Genomic DNA, 20,303 nt, shown 5'->3' on the forward strand with positions numbered 1-20,303 from the left:
CTCCTTAAATGGACATTGTTATATTAAGCGCCCTTATGTTTTGCCACGATTTCTTCAGCAATGTTTTTAGGCACTTCTTCATAATGGGAAATTTCCATCGAATACACACCGCGGCCTTGAGTACGGGAGCGCAGTGTTGTGGAATATCCGAACATTTCGGAAAGAGGCACTTTCGCACGGATGATTTGCGCACCGTGGCGGTTGTCCATTCCCTCAATGCGTCCGCGGCGGGAGTTCAGGTCGCCCATAACGTCGCCCATGTACTCTTCCGGTACGGTAACTTCCACTTTCATGATCGGCTCGAGCAGTACCGGCTTACATTTCTCGGCAGCAGCTTTCAATGCCATCGAACCTGCGATTTTGAACGCCATTTCACTGGAGTCAACGTCGTGGTAAGATCCATCGACAACCGTTGCTTTGATGTCAACCAGCGGGAAGCCTGCGTATACGCCGTTTTTCATCGATTCCTCGATACCGGCTTGAATCGGAGCGATGTATTCTCTAGGAATCGCACCACCGACGATTTTGCTCTCGAATTGGAATCCTGTTCCCGGCTCAAGCGGTTCGAACTCCACCCAACAGTGACCGTATTGACCACGGCCGCCGGATTGGCGAACGAACTTGCCTTCTACGCGAGCTGGCTGGCGGAACGTTTCGCGGTAAGCTACTTGAGGCTTACCTACATTCGTTTCTACCTTAAACTCACGACGCATGCGGTCTACGATGATCTCCAGGTGAAGCTCACCCATACCGGCGATGATCGTTTGTCCGGTCTCTTCATCCGTATGCGCACGGAACGTCGGGTCTTCCTCGGACAACTTGGACAAAGCAACGCCCATCTTGTCTTGGTCAGCCTTCGTTTTCGGCTCAACGGCGAGCTGGATAACCGGCTCAGGGAAGTTCATCGATTCGAGAATAACCGGGTTTTTCTCATCGCAAAGCGTGTCGCCTGTAACCGTATCTTTCAGGCCGACAGCTGCCGCGATATCACCTGCGTAAACTTCGGTGATCTCTTGACGGCTGTTAGCGTGCATCTGAAGGATACGACCGATTCTTTCACGTTTGCCCTTCGTTGCGTTCAGCACGTAGGAACCGGAGTTCAGAACGCCGGAGTACACGCGGAAGAACGTCAGCTTACCGACAAACGGGTCGGTCATGATTTTGAACGCAAGCGCCGCAAACGGTTGATCGTCTGCAGATTTGCGGGTTACTTCCGTACCGTCCTCGAGCGTACCTTTGATGTCCGGTACGTCTACAGGAGCCGGCAAGTAATCGACAACGGCATCAAGCATAAGCTGAACGCCTTTGTTCTTGTAGGAGGAACCGCAGATAACCGGGAAGATTTTCACTTCGCATACGCCTTTGCGCAGAGCGGCTTTGATTTCTTCGACGGTGAGTTCTTCACCTTCGAGGTACTTCATAGTCAGCTCTTCGTCCAGCTCGGCTACCTTTTCGATCAATTCCAGGCGGAGTTCTTCGACTTTGTCTTTGTAATCCGCAGGAACTTCAACCTTTTCGATGTCTTTGCCGAGGTCGTCTTTGTACATGTACGCAACTTGCTCGACAAGATCGATGATGCCGTGGAAATCGGCTTCAGCACCGATAGGCAGTTGGATCGGCACCGCATTTGCGCCTAATTTTTCGCGCATTTGCTGAACCGCACCCAAGAAATCCGCACCGATGATATCCATTTTGTTAACGTAAGCGATACGAGGTACGCCGTAACGGTCCGCTTGTCTCCAAACGGTTTCCGATTGCGGCTCTACGCCCTCTTTCGCACTGAACACGCCAACAGCTCCGTCCAATACGCGAAGGGAACGTTCAACTTCAACGGTGAAGTCAACGTGACCCGGGGTATCGATGATGTTGATACGGTGTCCCTTCCACTGGGCAGTTGTTGCGGCAGACGTAATCGTGATGCCGCGTTCTTGCTCCTGCTCCATCCAGTCCATCGTAGCCGCGCCTTCGTGAACTTCACCGATCTTGTGCACGCGGCCCGTATAGAAGAGGATACGCTCGGTGGTAGTCGTTTTACCCGCATCGATATGCGCCATGATCCCGATGTTGCGCGTATCTTTTAAGGAGAACTCTCTTGCCATTGGATGGTCTCCTTCCAAATAAATAGTAGTTTATTCTACCAACGATAGTGGGCAAACGCTTTGTTTGCTTCCGCCATCTTGTGCGTGTCTTCACGCTTCTTCACCGATGCGCCGGTGTTGTTGCTGGCATCGATGATTTCTTGAGCCAATCTTTCTTCCATCGTCTTCTCTCCGCGCGAGCGAGAGTAGTTGACGAGCCAACGAAGACCCAACGAAGTGCGGCGTTCCGGCTTCACTTCGATCGGCACCTGATAGTTCGCACCGCCTACGCGGCGAGCTTTAACCTCAAGTACGGGCATGATGTTTTTCAAAGCGGCTTCGAAAACTTCCATTGGTTCTTTGCCGGTACGTTCTTTGATCAGGTTGAACGCATTATAAAGAATGGACTGTGCTGTACCTTTCTTTCCATCAATCATGATGCGGTTAACCAGACGAGTAACTAGCTTGCTGTTGTAAATCGGATCCGGCAATACGTCTCTCTTTGCAACTGGACCTTTACGAGGCATAGTTATCCCCCTTTCCCAAAAAATTAAACGTTATAAGGCATTACTTTTTCTCTTTCGGACGCTTGGCGCCGTATTTCGAACGAGCTTGTTTACGGTTGTTCACGCCGGAAGTATCGAGCGCACCGCGAACGATGTGGTAACGAACACCAGGAAGGTCTTTAACACGACCGCCGCGGATCAGAACCACGCTGTGCTCCTGCAGGTTGTGTCCGATACCCGGGATATAAGCGGTAACCTCGACACGGTTGGTCAAACGCACACGAGCGTATTTGCGAAGAGCCGAGTTCGGCTTCTTCGGAGTCATCGTACCTACGCGAGTGCAGACGCCGCGCTTTTGCGGAGCGCTGATATCCGTCGCCTCTCTCTTCAGGGCGTTGAATCCTTTTTGCAGAGCCGGGGACTTCGATTTAGTCGTTTTTGCTTGACGTCCTTTACGAACGAGCTGGTTAATTGTTGGCATACTGCCACCTCCTTCCCATATTTGCACTGCTTACATATTTCATCACAAGCCCACAGATCCAGGCGAATCGTAAATGAACAAAGAGAAAGGTTTCGTCATCCGAATCCCGGGACAAAAACCGATAAAGTCATTCATTTACAACGGCTGCGATCGCAGCCCCTACTTCGATGCCACACGCTTTACCTAACTGTTTCATGGAATCAACGTATGTGATAGTGACCCCCGTCTTCTTGCAAAGGTTCACCACTTTGTTCGTTATTCGCGGATCTGCATCTCTTGCAACAAACACTTCGACAGCTTTACCTAGTTCGACCATCTTGGTCGCTTGCTTTGTGCCTATACTCAACTTCGCTGCCTGTTTTACCTTTTCATAAGACATGGTACATCCTCCAAGGGTCAGGAAAGACGGATCGTTTGGCACACTATGTTATATTAGCAAAATGGGCTTGCACTGTCAAGAAATCTGCTTGCCTTCAAAAAGAATTCATATTACCTCTTTTTGAAAGCAAGCAGCTGTAACATGCAACCTATTCTACGCTGACCGTTGCGAGAAGCTCTTCGGTCTGCTCTTCCTCCGGCGCATTCGGATCGACGATCCGAATGTTGCGGTAACGGGACATCCCGGTACCTGCCGGAATGAGCTTGCCGATGATGACATTCTCTTTCAAGCCGAGCAGTTGGTCGACTTTTCCTTTGATAGCGGCGTCGGTAAGAACGCGTGTCGTTTCCTGGAACGATGCCGCCGACAGGAAGGAGTCGGTTTCGAGCGACGCTTTGGTGATACCGAGCAGAACCGGTTTCGCAACCGCAGGCTCTTGGCCGGAGAACAGCGCCACTTTGTTCGCTTCTTCATATTCGTGAATGTCGACAAAGGAGCCCGGCAGCAGCGTCGTGTCTCCCGCATCGACAATGCGGATTTTGCGCAGCATCTGGCGGATCATGACCTCAACGTGCTTGTCGTTGATTTCCACGCCCTGGTTCCGGTAAACGCGCTGCACTTCCTGCAAAATGTAGTTCTGCACGCCGCGGATACCTTTGATGCGCAGCATTTCTTTCGGGTCGATGGAGCCCTCAGTCAGCTCGTCGCCGGCCTCGACCTCCTGGCCGATCGATACCCGGATGCGGGAACCGTACGGCACTGCATAAACCTTCGTTTCGGCTTCGCCGGCCACTTCGATCTCGCGGCGGTCTTTCGCCTCGCGGATGTCTTTGACGACGCCGTCGATTTCCGAGATGATCGCTTGCCCTTTCGGATTGCGCGCTTCAAAAAGCTCCTGAATCCGCGGCAAACCTTGCGTAATATCGTCGCCTGCGACGCCGCCGGTGTGGAACGTACGCATCGTCAGCTGGGTTCCCGGCTCGCCGATGGACTGAGCCGCGATGATACCGACCGCTTCACCGATCTCCACGTGCTGACCGGTCGCCAAGTTACGGCCGTAGCAGCGGTTGCACACGCCATGGCGCGAGCGGCAGCTGAGCACGGAGCGGATCTGTACTCTTTCGATGCCTGCCGCGATGATCGCGTCGGCCTTCTGAGAATCGATCAGCTCGTTGCGGTTTACAATGATTTCGCCGGTTTCCGGATGACGAATCGTTTCGAACGAATAACGTCCTTCGATACGGTCGTACAGATCCTCAATAACTTCCTTGCCGTCCTGAATTTTGCTGACCATAAATCCTTTGTCCGTTCCGCAGTCGTCCTCGCGGACGATGACGTCCTGCGCAACGTCGACGAGACGGCGGGTCAAGTAACCGGAGTCGGCCGTTCTGAGCGCCGTATCCGCCAAACCTTTCCGCGCGCCGTGCGTGGAGATAAAGTACTCCATGACCGTGAGGCCTTCGCGGAAGTTCGACTTGATCGGGAGCTCGATGATCTTACCGGACGGGTTCGCCATGAGACCGCGCATACCGCCGAGCTGGGTAATCTGCGATTTGTTACCCCGCGCTTTCGACTCGACCATCATGTTGATGGAGTTGTACTTGTCGAGCGACTTCATCAGGATATCGGTAATTTCGTCCTTTGCCTTGCTCCAGATCGCGATAATGCGGTCATAACGCTCGTCGTCGGTAATCAAACCGCGGCGGTATTGGTTCGTAACAACGCGCACTTTCTCGTCGGATTCGCGGAGAATATCCACTTTTTCCTTCGGTACGGTCACGTCCGCTACGGCAATGGTTATTCCGGAACGCGTCGAATACGTAAAGCCAAGCTGCTTGATTTTATCGAGAATGATCGACGTTTCCGTTGTTTTGTAACGGCGGAAGCATTCCGCGATGATCGAACCGAGGTAGTCTTTGCCGACGCCTTTCGGCTCTGGCAGCTCTTCCATTTTCTTGCGAATGTCGCCGCCCTTTTCGAAAACAAAATAGTCGTTCGGGATGCCGTTCAGCAGGTTTGTTTTCGTCGGTTCGTTGATATATGGGAAATCCTTCGGATAAATCTCATTGAAAATGATTTTTCCGATCGTCGTTATGAGCATCGCATCTTGCTGCTCCGGTGTGAAGCTGGTTTTGCCAAGCGCTTTAGCCGGAATGGCTACGCGCGCATGCAAGGAGGCTTCGCCGCGCTGGTACAAGGAAATCGCTTCGTGCACCGACGCGAGAATCGCTCCGGCACCTTTGCCTTTCTTGTTGTCCATCGTCAAATAGAAGCTGCCGAGAACCATGTCCTGGGAAGGCGTAACGACCGGTTTGCCGTCCTTCGGGTTCAAAATGTTGCCCGAAGCGAGCATGAGCAGGCGAGCTTCCGCTTGAGCCTCCGAGGAGAGCGGCACGTGCACGGCCATCTGGTCGCCGTCGAAGTCGGCGTTGTACGCCGTACATACGAGCGGATGCAGCTTGATCGCGCGGCCTTCCACGAGAATCGGCTCGAACGCCTGGATGCCGAGTCTGTGCAGTGTGGGGGCACGGTTCAAGAGAACCGGATGCTCCTTGATCACCTCTTCGAGCACATCCCATACTTCCGGGCTCACTCTTTCGACTTTGCGCTTCGCGCTCTTGATATTGTGAGCCAGTCCCTTGTTAACCAGTTCCTTCATGACAAAAGGCTTAAACAGCTCAAGCGCCATTTCCTTCGGCAATCCGCACTGGTACATTTTCAGGCTCGGTCCTACGACGATAACGGAACGGCCGGAGTAATCGACGCGTTTGCCGAGCAGGTTTTGCCGGAAACGGCCTTGCTTACCCTTCAGCATGTGGCTAAGCGACTTGAGCGGGCGGTTGCCCGGCCCGGTGACCGGACGGCCGCGGCGGCCGTTGTCGATCAAAGCGTCAACCGCTTCCTGCAGCATCCGCTTTTCGTTTTGCACGATAATATCCGGTGCGCCAAGGTCGAGCAGTCTTTTCAAACGGTTGTTCCGGTTGATGACGCGGCGGTACAGATCGTTAAGGTCGGACGTTGCAAAACGTCCGCCGTCGAGCTGCACCATCGGACGCAGTTCCGGCGGAATGACCGGCAATACGTCAAGCACCATCCACTCCGGTGCGTTTTTCGAGTTGCGGAAAGCTTCCATCACTTCCAAACGTTTGATTGCGCGGTTGCGGCGTTGGCCTTGCGCGGTTTTCAGCTCTTCCTTGAGCGTTTCGACCTCTTTTTCGAGATCGATGTCCATGAGGAGCTTTTTCACCGCTTCGGCACCCATGCCGGCTTGGAAAGCATATCCGTATTTCTCGCGATAGCTGCGGTATTCCTTCTCGGAAAGAAGCTGTTTCTTTTCAAGAGGCGTATCGCCAGGGTCCGTCACAACATAAGACGCAAAATAGATGATCTCTTCCAGGGACCGCGGCGACATATCGAGCGCGAGACCCATCCGGCTCGGAATTCCTTTAAAGTACCAAATGTGGGAAACGGGAGCGGCCAGCTCGATGTGTCCCATCCGTTCGCGGCGAACTTTTTGACGTGTCACCTCGACGCCGCAACGGTCACAGACGACGCCTTTATAACGGACGCGCTTGTACTTGCCGCAATGGCACTCCCAGTCCTTCGTCGGTCCGAAAATCTTTTCGCAGAAAAGCCCTTCTTTTTCCGGTTTGAGCGTACGGTAGTTGATCGTTTCGGGCTTTTTCACTTCTCCGCGGGACCAGGAACGGATTTTATCCGGCGATGCCAAGCCTATTTTCATAAACTCAAAGTTGTTAACGTCCATCAAGGAGCTTCCCTCCTTACGAGTGTGCTATATGCAAAACATCAATTCTCGGTCGGTCGCTATACTCGGGCCCCGAGAAAGTAATCGGCATAAGCTGCAACGCTTCGCTTCACTTTCTCGGGTACTTTTTATTCTACGCCCATTTCGGCGCCTTCGAGGTTCAGGTTCAGTTTGTCGCTGGTCACCTCGTCGTCGTCGTCCATTTCCTTCATTTCGATCTCTTCTTCGTTTTCGGTCAAAATCTTGACGTCCATGCCCAAGCTTTGCAGCTCTTTGATCAAAACCTTAAACGATTCCGGAACGCCGGGCTCCGGCACGTTCTCGCCCTTGACGATCGACTCGTACGTCTTCACGCGTCCGACGACGTCGTCCGACTTGACGGTCAAAATCTCCTGCAGCGTATAAGCTGCGCCGTAGGCTTCGAGCGCCCAAACCTCCATCTCCCCGAAGCGCTGTCCGCCGAACTGCGCCTTACCGCCGAGCGGCTGCTGCGTAACGAGAGAGTACGGGCCTGTGGAGCGCGCATGGATTTTGTCGTCAACCATGTGCGCGAGCTTGATCATGTACATGACGCCGACGGTAACTTCACGTTCGAACGGCTCGCCGGTGCGGCCGTCGTACAGCAGCGTTTTACCGTTGCGGTTCATGCCGGCTTCTTCCATCGTATCGAACACGTCGTTCTCGCGCGCGCCGTCAAATACTGGCGTAGCCGTATGAATACCGAGCAGCTTTGCCGCCATACCCAAGTGAACTTCAAGCACCTGACCGATGTTCATCCGGGAAGGAACGCCGAGCGGGTTAAGGACAACTTCTACAGGCGTGCCGTCCGGCAGGAAAGGCATATCTTCTTCCGGCAGGATCCGTGCGATAACCCCTTTGTTACCGTGGCGTCCCGCCATCTTGTCGCCTTCGGAAATCTTCCGTTTTTGCGCGATATACACGCGGACGAGCTGATTGACGCCAGGCGGCAATTCGTCGCCGTTCTCACGGGTGAACACCTTCACGTCCACGACGATACCGTCCGTACCGTGCGGCACTCGAAGCGAAGTATCGCGGACTTCGCGCGCCTTTTCGCCGAAGATTGCGTGCAGAAGGCGCTCTTCCGCGGTCAGTTCGGTCACACCCTTCGGCGTTACCTTACCGACGAGAATATCGCCTGCGCCGATCTCGGCGCCAACGCGGATGATGCCGCGCTCGTCGAGGTTTTTCAGCGCGTCTTCGCCGACGTTCGGGATATCGCGCGTAATTTCCTCCGGACCGAGCTTCGTATCCCTCGCTTCGGATTCGTACTCCTCGATGTGAATCGAAGTGTACACATCCTCCTTAACGAGCCGCTCGCTGAGCAAAATCGCATCCTCGTAGTTGTAGCCTTCCCACGTCATAAACGCAACGACGACGTTCCGACCGAGGGCAAGCTCGCCCATTTCGGTGGACGGTCCGTCCGCCAAAATGTCTCCGGCCTTGATAATGTCGCCTTTGTGTATGATAGGACGCTGGTTGATGCACGTTCCCTGGTTGGAACGCATAAACTTATGAAGCTTATATTTCACAATATCGCCGTTAACGAGGCGGCCGTCGATCGTTTGTTGGCGTCGCAGCCAAATTTCATTGGCGGATACTTTTTCAATAACTCCGTCATATTTGGATACAATACATACACCCGAATCTTTCGCCGATTTATGCTCCATCCCCGTGCCGACGAGCGGCGCTTTCGGAATGAGAAGCGGAACGGCCTGCCGCTGCATGTTGGAACCCATAAGCGCGCGGTTGGAGTCGTCGTTCTCGAGGAACGGGATCAAGGCCGTCGCAACGGATACCACCTGCTTAGGCGATACGTCCATATAGTCGACGCGTTCTTTCGGCAAAATCAAGTTTTCGTCTTTATAACGGACGATAACCGAATCGTTTGCAAATTTGCCCTCATCGGTCAGCTCGGCGTTCGCCTGCGCAACGACGTAGTTATCTTCTTCATCCGCCGTCAAATACGCGATTTGGTCGGTGACGACACCTGTCTTCGGATCGACCCAACGATACGGCGATTCGATAAAGCCGTATTCGTTGATCCGCGCGAAGGTGGAAAGCGAGTTGATCAAGCCGATGTTCGGACCTTCCGGCGTCTCGATAGGGCACATCCGTCCGTAGTGAGAGTGGTGGACGTCGCGCACTTCGAAGCCCGCGCGTTCCCGCGTCAAACCGCCCGGTCCGAGTGCGGAGAGACGGCGTTTGTGCGTCAGCTCGGCAAGCGGGTTCGTTTGGTCCATAAACTGCGACAGCTGGGAACTTCCGAAAAATTCCTTGATCGATGCGATGACGGGGCGAATGTTGATCAGCGCTTGCGGCGTAATCACGTTCGCATCCTGAATGGACATCCGCTCGCGGACGACGCGTTCCATACGGGACAAGCCGATGCGGAACTGGTTTTGCAGCAGCTCACCTACGGAGCGCAAACGGCGGTTGCCCAGATGGTCGATATCGTCCGTGCTGCCGATGCCGTGCAGCAAATTGATAAAGTAGTTAATCGAAGCGATAATGTCGGCCGGCGTAATGTGCTTGACCGTTTTATCGATTTTGCCGTTGGCGATAACCTTAACCACTTTGCCGTCTTCGATCGGAGAATAGACGTTGACAACCTGTACCGGAATGCGATCGGACTCGGTTACTCCGTTCACGACGGTGTAATCTTTAAATCCGACGTTGTTCTCCAAATGCGGCAAAATGTTGTCGAGCAATCTGCGGTCGATCAGCTGGCCCGCCTCGGCGATGATTTCGCCCGTATCGCGGTCGACCAGCGTTTCCGCCAGCCGCTGATTGAAAAGACGGTTTTTGATATGAAGCTTTTTATTGATTTTATAACGGCCTACGTTGGCCAGATCGTATCGTTTGGGATCGAAGAAACGCGCTATGAGCAAGCTTCGCGCATTATCCAAAGTCGGAGGTTCGCCCGGACGCAGCCGCTCGTAAATTTCGATGAGCGCCTTGTCGGTCGAATCGGTATTGTCCTTGTCCAGCGTGTTGCGAATATATTCGTCATCGCCGAGCAAGTCGATAATTTCCGCATCGGTGCCAAAACCAAGCGCCCTGAGCAGCACCGTCACCGGAATTTTGCGAGTGCGGTCGATGCGGACGTAGATGATGTCTTTGGCGTCCGTTTCGAGCTCCAGCCATGCGCCCCGGTTAGGGATGACCGTCGCCGTGTACGTTTTCTTGCCGTTTTTATCCACTTTCGTACTGAAATAGACGCTGGGAGAGCGAACGAGCTGACTGACGATAACCCGTTCCGCGCCGTTGATAATGAACGTGCCTGTTTCCGTCATCAACGGGAAGTCGCCCATGAATACTTCCTGCTCCTTGACTTCACCGGTTTCCTTATTGATGAGGCGCACCTTCACACGAAGCGGAGCCGCATAAGTGACGTCGCGTTCTTTGGATTCATCGACGGAATACTTCGGTTCACCCAAGCTGTAGTCGATAAATTCCAACACCAGATTTCCCGTAAAGTCCTGAATCGGGGAAATATCCTGAAACATTTCACGCAATCCTTCGTCCAAGAACCATTGGTACGATTTTTGCTGGATCTCAATCAGGTTCGGGATGTCCAAAACCTCATTGATGCGTGCATAAGACCTGCGTTTGCGTCGACCATACTGAACAAGATGACCCGCCAACTAGATTCACCCCTCATGTCTACTCAATAAAACAAAAAACAAACAAAAGCTTCCTAGAAAGAAGCCTTTGTACGATATAACTTTTGAACAAGATCACATCCGCCATGTCTAAGCTGTACGGGAGCTCCTTCACGAGACATTTCCCCATACTTACTAGGGTTGACCTAAAATTTCAACATTATACGTTAAATGTTAAAATTTTATTCGTGGTTGTTCAAAAAAATCTTGACATTTTAGTTAACTAAAGACAATATACCCAACTTTAATGCTGACATTAAATAATAATATCACATCGGGAATGTCAAGTCAAACTTTTTGTCTGCAATGCCACCGGTTCATTTGATCGCCTTAATGATGCGGTAGCCTTTATCTTTGGTCACTTCCACCGTCTCGCGAAAAATCGATTCCAGCTTGGCGAATGCGGACGGCGCACCCTGCTTCTTCTGTATGACAATCCACAAAGCTCCGCCGGGCTTCAGCACATCATGCGCCTGTTCGAAAATCCGGTGAACGGTTTCTTTGCCTGCACGGATCGGCGGATTGGTGAGCACGACATCGAATTCGTCATCTTTAACCTCGGCCAAAAGATCGCTCTTAACAATCCGCACATTCCGAATGCGGTTTCGTTCCGCATTCCGCTTCGCGAGCTCGACCGCCCGTTCGTTAATATCGATCATCGTCACCCGCCCATCAGGGACCATCAGCGCCGCCGATAAGCCGATCGGTCCGTAACCGCACCCCACATCGAGCACTTCGGCATCCGGTGAAAGTTCCATCGCGTCGATCAATACTTTGGAGCCGTAATCGACTCCTTTTTTGGAAAACACCCCTGCATCCGTTTCGAAAGAAAGCCGCTTGCCGCGCAGCATTTCTTCTATAATATGCAAATCGTGCCGAACCCTCGGGTTTTGCGAATAGTAATGCTCGGACAGACGCGCCCTCTCCTTTCCCGTGCCGCAAGCTTTTCTTGATCTTAGAATACCCATTCCACTGCCAAGAAAAACCACCCCTTGAATCGGTTCAAGGGGTGACTTCGGACAATGCTTATTATTTTACTTCTACAGTAGCGCCAGCTTCGGTCAATTTTGCTTTGATCGATTCTGCTTCTTCTTTGCCTACTTTTTCTTTGATCGGCTTCGGTGCGCCGTCTACAAGGTCTTTCGCTTCTTTCAGGCCGAGACCTGTGATTTCGCGAACGACTTTGATTACGTTGATTTTGGACGCGCCTGCGTTTGCAAGGATAACGTCGAATTCTGTTTGCTCAGCTGCTTCAGCAGGTGCTGCGCCGCCAGCCATAACCGCAACAGGAGCTGCTGCTGTTACGCCGAATTCTTCTTCGATTGCTTTAACCAGGTCGTTCAGTTCCAAAACGGTCATGCCTTTAATCGCTTCTAAGATTTGCTCTTTACTCATGGTTAAACCTCCATTATCTTTAGTTAAATGATTTGTTTGTCCGTTATCCGGAAATTAAGCTTCTTGCGCGCCGCCTTCTTGCTTCTCGGCGACAGCTTTAACCGCAAGGGCGAAGTTGCGCATAGGAGCTTGAAGTACGCTGAGCAACATGGACAGCAAACCTTCGCGGGAAGGCAAGCTTGCCAGTGCCTGAATTTGCGCCACGTCTACGACGCGGCCTTCCACAACGCCGGCTTTCACTTTCAGATGTTCGTTTTTCTTTGCAAAATCCGCGAGGATTTTCGCAGGAGCAACCACATCGTCTTTACTGAAAGCAATCGCAGTCGGGCCTGTCAAATATTCGTCGAGTTCCGTGAGTTCCGCTTGCGCAGTCGCACGTCGAACCAATGTGTTTTTAAGCACTTGGAACTCTATGCCCGCTTCGCGCAGCTGCTTGCGGAGTTCGGTGACTTGCGCCACATTCAAACCGCGGTAGTCCGCTACAACGACGCAGGAGCTGTCTTTCAGCTTGGATGTCACTCCGGATACCTGTTGGGATTTAGCTTCGATAATTTTCGCGTTTGCCATTTTGCACCTCCTAAGAGCTTTTGCGCCAGCAAAAGCCGGCATCGTAAGCATAAGCTAAGTTTTCGTAAGAAAACTTACTTCGTAAGCATATTGCTTCTATAAAGGCTTTCCCAAAATAGAAAAGCCTTCGTAGACACTACGAAGGCATGATCACGTCGTGTTTCTTGATCGTTTCAGAGAACGGCTCAAAGAAAACCCATGAATGTATCATAACACCTCGGCGGGAAATTAAGCCCCGAAGGGCACCAGCTGTCTACGGTTAACATATTCGCTTGTAAGACCAGATTAGGTTAGCATGCCTTTAGACAAAAGTCAACCGGCAAATGTTCCTTATCTGAAGGTTTGTGCGTTTACGCGTGCTCCCGGGCCCATCGTGGAAGAAACCGCAATGTTTTTCAGATATACGCCCTTGGCAGCCGCAGGCTTCGCTCTGTTCAGAGCGTCGATCAGCGCCTTGAAGTTATCCACGAGCTTGTCGGCGTCGAAGGATACTTTACCGATCGGAGCATGGATTTGACCTGCTTTGTCCAAACGGTATTCGATCTTACCGGCTTTGATCTCCTGAACGGCTTTCGCCACGTCGAAAGTCACCGTGCCGGCTTTCGGGTTAGGCATAAGGCCTTTACCGCCGAGAATACGGCCGAGCTTACCGACTTCGCTCATCATATCCGGAGTCGCTACGCACACATCAAAGTCGAACCAGCCCTGCTGGATCTTGTTGATCATGTCTTGATCGCCAACGAAATCGGCGCCTGCCGCTTCCGCTTCCTTGGCTTTGTCGCCTTTGGCGAATACAAGAACGCGTTTTGTTTTACCAGTACCGTGCGGCAGTACGACGACGCCACGAACAGCCTGGTCTTGTTTTCTCGGGTCAACGCCCAAACGAACTGCAACTTCAACGGTTTCGTCGAACTTCGCAGTGGATGCTTTTTTCACAAGCTCGATCGCTTCAGCCGGCTCATAAAATGTTTCCGGGTTGATCAGCTTGGCAGCTTCGTTGTATTTCTTGCCATGCTTAGCCATTTTGTTCAAATCCTCCTTGTGGTGTTAGCGGAAACTCCTCCCACTGAATACGGCGCGTTTGAAGCACCGTTGAGAAGACCATTAGTCTTCGATCACAACGCCCATGGAACGGGCAGTACCTTCGACCATACGCATAGCCGCTTCAACGGAAGCTGCGTTCAGGTCCTGCATCTTTTGCTCAGCGATTTCGCGAACTTTCGCACGCTTCACTGTAGCGACTTTCTTCTTGTTCGGTTCGCCGGAACCTTTCTCGATACCTGCAGCGACGCGCAGCAATACAGCAGCCGGAGGCGTTTTGCAGATAAACGTAAAGGAACGGTCCTCGAATACCGAGATTTCTACAGGGATGATCAAGCCTGCCTGGTCTGCAGTACGGGCGTTGAATTCTTTACAGAACGCCATGATGTTAACACCTGCCTGACCGAGAGCGGGACCGATTGGCGGAGCCGGATTGGCTTTACCAGCGGGAACTTGGAGCTTTACCATCTTGATGACCTTTTTTGCCATGTGAGACACCTCCTTGCACGTAGTGTGGTTAAACGGGATTGACCCTCCCACTTACAGATCTGCCTGTAGGCAGATCTTGCGGAAACCGAAAAACAATTGTATCAAATCTTCTCCACCTGAGTAAAATCCAGCTCAAGCGGGGTTTCCCTGCCGAACATGTTGACGTGCACTTTCAGCTTCATCTTGTCGACGAGAATTTCTTCTACGGTGCCAACAAAATTCGCAAAAGGGCCAACCTTGACGCGTACGGACTCCTTGAGTTCGAAATCGATAACCGGTTTCGGCTCTTCAATGCCCATATGCTTCAATATGGCGTCGACTTCTTCCGGCAGAAGCGGCGTCGGCTTGGAGCCCGATCCGGTGGATCCGACAAATCCGGTAACCCCCGGCGTATTGCGCACCACATACCACGAGTCGTCGGTCTGGATCATTTCGACCAGCACGTAACCCGGATACACTTTGCGCATGACCGTCTTCTTCTTGCCGTCTTTGTTGACAATCTCTTCTTCCATCGGCACAAGCACCCGGAAGATCTTGTCCTCCATGTTCATGGATTCGACGCGTTTTTCCAAATTCGCCTTGACCTTGTTCTCATACCCTGAATAGGTATGTACGACGTACCATCTTTTTTCCATTTCCATCACAGTCATAGGGGGCTCCACCTTATCGCCCGAATACGAGACGAAGCAGTTCGGAAATGCCCAGGTCCAGGATGTAGAAATAAATGGTGACGAAGATGACGGTCCCAAGGACGACCAGCGTATAGCTGACGAGTTCCTTGCGGCTTGGCCACTTTACTTTTTTCAGCTCGGCAAAGCTGTCGGTGAAAAAAGAAAAGCTCCCCTTCAATTTAGCTAAAAAGGACACTACTACACCCCCAAAAACCTACCGCGTCTCGCGATGAGCAGTATGAGTATTGCAAAATCTGCAATATTTTTTCAACTCCATGCGGTCTGGATGGTTGCGCTTGTTTTTATTGGACGTATAGTTTCTTTGCTTGCAGTTCGTGCACGCTAAAGTGATGATAACCCGCATGATGTACACCTCCTACGGACATACCCCAAAATTTACCCCTTTTTTAATCACGCAAAAAAACGCCTCAAAAATAGGGCTACCCGAATAACTTTAGCATAAGCAAAAAGTCATGTCAAGGAAATATCGTTAACGCAGCGGCCATCCCGCCTGGATTTATGTAACAGTATTCACCTGAATCGCACCTATTAAACTTTGCGCGCAACAAAAAAAGCTTCCGATTGCCCGAAGCCCTTTTTCACACAGTTATATATCTCGCACTTCCAAATATCGTTCGAGTTTGCGTTTGACTCGCTGCAAGGCGTTGTCGATCGATTTGACATGGCGGTCCAGATCAACGGCGATTTCCTGATAAGAACGGCCATCCAAATAAAGCATCAGCACCCGACGCTCCAGATCGCTTAATATTTCCGCCATTTTATCCTCAAGACCGCTGAACTCCTCCTGATTGATGATGAGCTCTTCCGGATCGCTTACCCGGGAGCCGCATATGACATCAAGCAAAGTACGGTCGGAATCTTCGTCATAAATGGGCTTATCGAGAGAAACATAGGAATTCAGAGGAATGTGCTTCTGCCTCGTGGCGGTTTTGATGGCGGTAATGATTTGCCTTGTGATGCAAAGCTCCGCGAACGCCTTGAAGGAAGCGAGCTTATCCCCGCGAAAATCGCGGATCGATTTGTATAATCCTATCATTCCTTCTTGCACGATATCTTCCCGATCCGCACCGATTAAAAAGTAGGACCGCGCTTTTGCGCGCACAAAGTTCTTGTACTTGTTGATCAAGTACTCGAGCGCTTCGCTATCGCCTTCACGGACCGCCTCGACAATGTCTTCGTCAGCCTTGAGGTCATATTCGTACATTCTCAACTCTTTGAGGTCGACACTCACCCATAATCCCTCCGGCCTGCAAGACTACTAAAGGCTGATCATCTGTCATGAAGATGAGATTAGTATACATTATGTAATCTATTATCGTCAACCGGATCATGTTGATAGATTATGGGCAAAACGCGCTATTTTCCCCTTCTCCACTTCTCAAAAAGCTCTCTCATCTCCGCCGACAGCTTATCGTCGAACGGATTCGTTCGACGGCTCGTTTCCTCGCGGATGCGGGTCTTGATCTCTCTTCGCGCGAGAGTGACCTTGGTGAGCAGCTCCCCGGCGGGAACGCGAAGCGCCCCTTTGCCGAAGATCACGTGCTGTTCGGTCATGTCCGAAGTCGCGACGTATATATTGCGGCGGCGGCCGGTCAGCTCGTTGACGAGCCGTTCGATCAGCTCGTCCGCCGTTTCCTTTTCTTTCGTATAGTAAATTTTCAGCTTGCTCTGCACGTATTTGCCGCCAAGGCCGGGAACGTAATACGCATCGAAGACAAGCCATACTTTCATCCCGGAGAAAGACTGGTATTCGGCCAAAATATCGATGAGCCGGTCCCGGGCTTCCTCCAGGTTAATCTCCTTCAGCTTGCTGAGCTCCGGCCACGCCCCGATGATGTTGTAGCCGTCAACAATCAAATGCTCTTCCATCTCGGTTATTTGACGGCGGGTGCCGCCGCGGAACGCTGACGAACGACTTCGTACATCAGGACGGACGCCGCCACCGATGCATTAAGCGAGTTGATGTGCCCGAACATCGGCAGCTTGATCAGAAAGTCGCATTTTTCCTTGATAAGCCGGCCCATGCCTTTATTTTCGTTGCCGATGACGAGCGCGATCGGAATGTTCAGGTTCGTCTTGTATACGTCCTGCTTCGCTTCCACATCCGTTCCGCCTACCCAAACCCCTTGCTCCTTCAAGCTTTCGATCGTCTGCGCTATGTTCGTAACGCGAGCGACGGGGACATATTCGACAGCGCCTGCAGACGTCTTCGATACGGTCGCCGTGATGCCCACCGAGCGCCGTTTCGGGATAATGACGCCGTGAACGCCGGTACAGTCCGCGGTCCGCAGGATGGACCCCAAATTGTGCGGGTCCTCGATTTCGTCGAGGATGAGGATGAACGGCTCCTGCTGTTTGTCGCGGGCGCGGGCCAAAATGTCTTCGACCTCCACATAGTCGTAAGGCGCCACCTGCGCTACGACGCCTTGATGCTGGACCCCCTCGGCCATTTGATCCAGCTTGCGCTTGTCCACGAATTGCACGACGACCCCATGCTGCTTCGCTTCCTGGGTGATCGGCTGCGTCAGCTGCTTTTGCGCATTATCGGCAATCCATATTTTATTGATCGTCCGGCCCGAACGCAGCGCTTCGAGCACGGAGTGCTTACCGGCTATATATTCTTCCAAAGCTTAAACCTCCCAGTATTTGCTTGGCCCAAAAATGCTGCGTTTAAGTTTGTATTCGGCTGCTGCCATCTCTCTGCGGCGCATATACGGATGCCGGCGGCTCCGGCTCCCCTGTGCCGAGCGTCATTTGAAGCAGCTCGTTCAATCGTTCGTAACGCTTCGTGTAATACAAATAGCCGATCAGGCATTCGAACGCCGTACTGTGCCGGTACTCCAAAATATCGGCGTTTTTCGCCGAAGTGCCGGACTTGGCGTTGCGGCCCCGCTTGACGACGGCAACCTCCTCTTCGCTCAGATGCGGGAGCCACTTCTCGAGCGCTTTCGCCTGCGCTTTCGCCGACACGTATCGTGTCGACATTTTATGCAAGTGATTCGGTCGCTGGTTTCGCTGGGATACCACGTATTGGCGGATGAACATTTCGTACACGGCATCGCCTACATACGCCAACACGAGCGGGTTCAGCAAATGCGGCTCCTGAGCCGGGGGAAACGCGAATAAGCTGTTATCTTCGATCATCGAACATTTCACTTCCGTCGCGGGCGGATGCCTTGCGCCGTATCTTCCAAAATGATGCCCTTTTCGGTCAGCAAATTCCGGATTTCGTCCGCCCGCGCCCAATTTTTTTGCTGCCGCGCTTCGGTCCGCTCCTGAATCAGCCGATCGATTTCCTCGTCCAAAAGCTCATTCTGTTCTGGTGCTAGTATGCCCAATATTGAATCCATCGCTTTAAACTGCTCGAGGAAGCATTCGATGGACGATTGGGTCACTTGATCCTTGCTTACATACGGGTTGGCTTCGTTCACCAGCTCGAAAAATGCGGTAATCGCATCAGGCGTATTGAAATCGTCGTTCATTTTTTCCGTAAACATCTCGCGGACGCGGTCAACCGCCTGCCGGACGTTCGGATCGACCGGCCCGTCTGCCGCCGTTTTCAGGCGGTGCCGCAGGTTGACAAGGCAATTTTCGATGCGTGCCAGTCCGTTATTGGCCTGCTCCAGCGTATCTTCGCTGTAGTTCAGCGGATTGCGGTAATGCACCGACAGCATAAGATAGCGCAGCGCCAGCGGGCTTACGGTTTTCAAAATATCGTGCACGATAACGCCATTGCCGAGCGACTTGGACATTTTTTCATTGTTGATGTTGATATAGCCGTTGTGCAGCCAATAATTGGCGAGCGGGTGGCCGGTTATCGATTCGCTCTGCGCGATCTCGCACTCGTGATGCGGGAAAGTGAGATCTTGGCCGCCGCCGTGAATGTCGATGGTCATTCCCAAATATTTGCGCACCATCGCCGAGCATTCGATATGCCAGCCCGGGCGGCCGTCGCCCCAAGGGCTGGACCAGTAAATCTCGCCTGGCTTCGCCGCTTTCCACAGCACGAAATCCTGCGGATTTTCCTTCCGCTCGTCCACCTCGATGCGGATGCCGTACTGCAGCTCCTCGAGGTTTTGATGGGACAGCTTGCCGTATTCGGGGAAACGCGCCGTGCGGAAATACACGTCGCCGCCGCTTTCATAAGCAAAGCCTTGGGCCACGAGCTCTTCAATGAAGGCGATGATTTCGTTCATATTCTCGGTCACGCGCGGATGCACGTCCGCCTGCTCAACGCCGAGTCCCTTCGTATCCTCATAATATTGACGGATAAAACGATCGGCGACCTCCGGAACGGTGGACCCCGTTTCGTTCGCCTTGCGGATCAGTTTGTCGTCGACATCGGTAAAATTCACGACATAGGTGACATCGTACCCGCTTGCCCGCAAAAAACGACGCACCACATCGAAGAAAATAAGCGGCCGTGCGTTGCCGATATGAATGTAGTCGTAGACCGTCGGACCGCATACGTACATTTTTACTTTGCCCGGTTCGATGGGCTGAAACGGTTCCTTGGTCCGCGTAAGCGTGTTATACACTTTGAGCGTCATGCTTTAAAGCTCCTCCGTTCGTATGCTTCATTTTTTCCATTTCGAGCTGCCGCTTCAAATCATCGATCTGCTGCTGCAGATTGCGGAACATATCGATGACCGGATCGGGCAAATTGTCGTGCGCCAGCCTGTCGACGCGTACGCCGTCCCGCTTTACGACGCGGCCGGGAATGCCCACCACCGTGCTGTTTGGCGGCACTTCCTGCAGCACGACCGCATTCGTGCCGATCCGCGAATTGTCGCCGACCTTAAAGGAGCCGGTCACCTTCGCACCGGCGGAAATAACGACGTTATTGCCGATGGTCGGATGGCGCTTCCCTTTTTCCTTCCCTGTACCGCCCAAGGTGACCCCGTGATACAGCAGCACATCATCGCCGATCTCGCATGTTTCCCCGATGACGACCCCCATTCCATGGTCGATGAAAAAACGCCGGCCGATCACCGCGCCCGGGTGAATTTCGATCCCCGTCATGAAGCGGCTGACTTGGGAAATGATCCGCGCCACCGTGAACCATTTCTTTTTATAAAACCAATGGGCGACCCGATGCGCCCACAGCGCATGCAGTCCGGAATAGGTCAGCACCACCTCGAACCAGCTCCGGGCCGCCGGATCGTTTTCGAATACCGTTGCGATGTCTTCCTTCATTCTGCTGAACATGCCAATCACCTACTCCCT

At 52.5% G+C, this 20,303-nt stretch carries 20 protein-coding genes and 1 other annotated feature; all 20 genes read right to left on the bottom strand.

What is annotated here, in order from left to right; translation table 11 throughout:
- Positions 1 to 23: 23 nt before the first annotated feature.
- On the bottom strand, positions 24 to 2,099 hold the full coding sequence (fusA, locus tag MYS68_RS28395) for an elongation factor G (RefSeq protein ID WP_248929033.1): 2,076 nt from the start codon (positions 2,097 to 2,099) through the stop codon (positions 24 to 26).
- Between the two features lie 35 nt (positions 2,100 to 2,134).
- A complete protein-coding gene (gene rpsG, locus MYS68_RS28400) occupies positions 2,135 to 2,605 on the bottom strand; it encodes a 30S ribosomal protein S7 (RefSeq protein WP_248929034.1) in 471 nt (156 codons plus the stop codon).
- A 40-nt stretch (positions 2,606 to 2,645) separates the two neighbouring features.
- Positions 2,646 to 3,065, bottom strand: coding sequence for a 30S ribosomal protein S12 (rpsL, locus tag MYS68_RS28405; RefSeq protein ID WP_248929035.1), 420 nt, complete (start codon positions 3,063 to 3,065; stop codon positions 2,646 to 2,648).
- A gap of 127 nt (positions 3,066 to 3,192) precedes the next feature.
- Positions 3,193 to 3,444 carry a 50S ribosomal protein L7ae-like protein gene (locus MYS68_RS28410; protein WP_248929036.1) on the bottom strand — a complete coding sequence of 84 codons (252 nt, stop codon included), beginning with the start codon at positions 3,442 to 3,444 and terminating at the stop codon, positions 3,193 to 3,195.
- Between the two features lie 148 nt (positions 3,445 to 3,592).
- Positions 3,593 to 7,213, bottom strand: a complete 3,621-nt coding sequence (gene rpoC, locus MYS68_RS28415; RefSeq protein WP_275983538.1) for a DNA-directed RNA polymerase subunit beta' — start codon at positions 7,211 to 7,213, stop codon at positions 3,593 to 3,595.
- A gap of 125 nt (positions 7,214 to 7,338) precedes the next feature.
- Positions 7,339 to 10,875 carry a DNA-directed RNA polymerase subunit beta gene (rpoB, locus tag MYS68_RS28420; RefSeq protein ID WP_248929038.1) on the bottom strand — a complete coding sequence of 1,179 codons (3,537 nt, stop codon included), beginning with the start codon at positions 10,873 to 10,875 and terminating at the stop codon, positions 7,339 to 7,341.
- 335 nt (positions 10,876 to 11,210) lie between these two features.
- Positions 11,211 to 11,807, bottom strand: a complete 597-nt coding sequence (locus MYS68_RS28425; protein ID WP_248931038.1) for a class I SAM-dependent methyltransferase — start codon at positions 11,805 to 11,807, stop codon at positions 11,211 to 11,213.
- A 115-nt stretch (positions 11,808 to 11,922) separates the two neighbouring features.
- A complete protein-coding gene (gene rplL, locus MYS68_RS28430) occupies positions 11,923 to 12,288 on the bottom strand; it encodes a 50S ribosomal protein L7/L12 (RefSeq protein ID WP_248929039.1) in 366 nt (121 codons plus the stop codon).
- Between the two features lie 54 nt (positions 12,289 to 12,342).
- The gene (gene rplJ, locus MYS68_RS28435; protein ID WP_248929040.1) at positions 12,343 to 12,855 is read right to left on the bottom strand and encodes a 50S ribosomal protein L10; all 513 of its coding nucleotides are present in this window, start codon (positions 12,853 to 12,855) and stop codon (positions 12,343 to 12,345) included.
- 108 nt (positions 12,856 to 12,963) lie between these two features.
- Positions 12,964 to 13,132: a sequence feature (ribosomal protein L10 leader region), on the bottom strand.
- A 53-nt stretch (positions 13,133 to 13,185) separates the two neighbouring features.
- Positions 13,186 to 13,878 (bottom strand): 50S ribosomal protein L1, encoded by a 693-nt coding sequence (gene rplA / locus MYS68_RS28440; protein WP_248929041.1) that lies wholly within the window; start codon positions 13,876 to 13,878, stop codon positions 13,186 to 13,188.
- Positions 13,879 to 13,959: 81 nt separating this feature from the next.
- On the bottom strand, positions 13,960 to 14,385 hold the full coding sequence (gene rplK / locus MYS68_RS28445) for a 50S ribosomal protein L11 (RefSeq protein ID WP_248929042.1): 426 nt from the start codon (positions 14,383 to 14,385) through the stop codon (positions 13,960 to 13,962).
- 101 nt (positions 14,386 to 14,486) lie between these two features.
- Positions 14,487 to 15,020 carry a transcription termination/antitermination protein NusG gene (gene nusG, locus MYS68_RS28450; protein WP_248931039.1) on the bottom strand — a complete coding sequence of 178 codons (534 nt, stop codon included), beginning with the start codon at positions 15,018 to 15,020 and terminating at the stop codon, positions 14,487 to 14,489.
- Positions 15,021 to 15,048: 28 nt separating this feature from the next.
- Positions 15,049 to 15,252, bottom strand: a complete 204-nt coding sequence (gene secE / locus MYS68_RS28455; RefSeq protein WP_248929043.1) for a preprotein translocase subunit SecE — start codon at positions 15,250 to 15,252, stop codon at positions 15,049 to 15,051.
- Between the two features lie 18 nt (positions 15,253 to 15,270).
- Positions 15,271 to 15,420 (bottom strand): 50S ribosomal protein L33, encoded by a 150-nt coding sequence (rpmG, locus tag MYS68_RS28460; protein ID WP_248929044.1) that lies wholly within the window; start codon positions 15,418 to 15,420, stop codon positions 15,271 to 15,273.
- Positions 15,421 to 15,663: 243 nt separating this feature from the next.
- On the bottom strand, positions 15,664 to 16,308 hold the full coding sequence (gene sigH, locus MYS68_RS28465; protein ID WP_248929045.1) for an RNA polymerase sporulation sigma factor SigH: 645 nt from the start codon (positions 16,306 to 16,308) through the stop codon (positions 15,664 to 15,666).
- A 125-nt stretch (positions 16,309 to 16,433) separates the two neighbouring features.
- On the bottom strand, positions 16,434 to 16,946 hold the full coding sequence (locus tag MYS68_RS28470) for an NYN domain-containing protein (RefSeq protein WP_248929046.1): 513 nt from the start codon (positions 16,944 to 16,946) through the stop codon (positions 16,434 to 16,436).
- Positions 16,947 to 16,951: 5 nt separating this feature from the next.
- Entirely contained in the window at positions 16,952 to 17,704 is a 753-nt protein-coding gene (gene rlmB / locus MYS68_RS28475) for a 23S rRNA (guanosine(2251)-2'-O)-methyltransferase RlmB (RefSeq protein WP_248929047.1), read from the bottom strand.
- Between the two features lie 43 nt (positions 17,705 to 17,747).
- Complete coding sequence (locus MYS68_RS28480) at positions 17,748 to 18,221, bottom strand: Mini-ribonuclease 3 (RefSeq protein ID WP_248929048.1); 474 nt, start codon at positions 18,219 to 18,221, stop codon at positions 17,748 to 17,750.
- A gap of 8 nt (positions 18,222 to 18,229) precedes the next feature.
- Entirely contained in the window at positions 18,230 to 19,627 is a 1,398-nt protein-coding gene (gene cysS / locus MYS68_RS28485; protein ID WP_248929049.1) for a cysteine--tRNA ligase, read from the bottom strand.
- Complete coding sequence (cysE, locus tag MYS68_RS28490; RefSeq protein ID WP_248929050.1) at positions 19,608 to 20,285, bottom strand: serine O-acetyltransferase; 678 nt, start codon at positions 20,283 to 20,285, stop codon at positions 19,608 to 19,610. The genes cysS and cysE overlap by 20 nt, the downstream gene beginning before the upstream one ends.
- Positions 20,286 to 20,303: the final 18 nt, after the last annotated feature.

It is taken from the genome of Paenibacillus hamazuiensis, from assembly GCF_023276405.1.
Classification (GTDB): domain Bacteria; phylum Bacillota; class Bacilli; order Paenibacillales; family NBRC-103111; genus Paenibacillus_AF; species Paenibacillus_AF hamazuiensis.

Coding starts and splice junctions, on each gene's coding strand:
- rplL (WP_248929039.1), bottom strand. CDS start 12,288: ATGAGTAAAGAGCAAATCTTAGAAGCGATTAAAGGCATGACCGTTTTG.
- cysS (WP_248929049.1), bottom strand. CDS start 19,627: ATGACGCTCAAAGTGTATAACACGCTTACGCGGACCAAGGAACCGTTT.
- rpsG (WP_248929034.1), bottom strand. CDS start 2,605: ATGCCTCGTAAAGGTCCAGTTGCAAAGAGAGACGTATTGCCGGATCCG.
- fusA (WP_248929033.1), bottom strand. CDS start 2,099: ATGGCAAGAGAGTTCTCCTTAAAAGATACGCGCAACATCGGGATCATG.
- rplJ (WP_248929040.1), bottom strand. CDS start 12,855: ATGGCAAACGCGAAAATTATCGAAGCTAAATCCCAACAGGTATCCGGA.
- rplA (WP_248929041.1), bottom strand. CDS start 13,878: ATGGCTAAGCATGGCAAGAAATACAACGAAGCTGCCAAGCTGATCAAC.
- nusG (WP_248931039.1), bottom strand. CDS start 15,020: ATGGAAAAAAGATGGTACGTCGTACATACCTATTCAGGGTATGAGAAC.
- MYS68_RS28410 (WP_248929036.1), bottom strand. CDS start 3,444: ATGTCTTATGAAAAGGTAAAACAGGCAGCGAAGTTGAGTATAGGCACA.
- cysE (WP_248929050.1), bottom strand. CDS start 20,285: ATGTTCAGCAGAATGAAGGAAGACATCGCAACGGTATTCGAAAACGAT.
- rplK (WP_248929042.1), bottom strand. CDS start 14,385: ATGGCAAAAAAGGTCATCAAGATGGTAAAGCTCCAAGTTCCCGCTGGT.
- rpsL (WP_248929035.1), bottom strand. CDS start 3,065: ATGCCAACAATTAACCAGCTCGTTCGTAAAGGACGTCAAGCAAAAACG.
- MYS68_RS28470 (WP_248929046.1), bottom strand. CDS start 16,946: ATGGAAGAGCATTTGATTGTTGACGGCTACAACATCATCGGGGCGTGG.
- rpmG (WP_248929044.1), bottom strand. CDS start 15,420: ATGCGGGTTATCATCACTTTAGCGTGCACGAACTGCAAGCAAAGAAAC.
- MYS68_RS28480 (WP_248929048.1), bottom strand. CDS start 18,221: ATGATCGAAGATAACAGCTTATTCGCGTTTCCCCCGGCTCAGGAGCCG.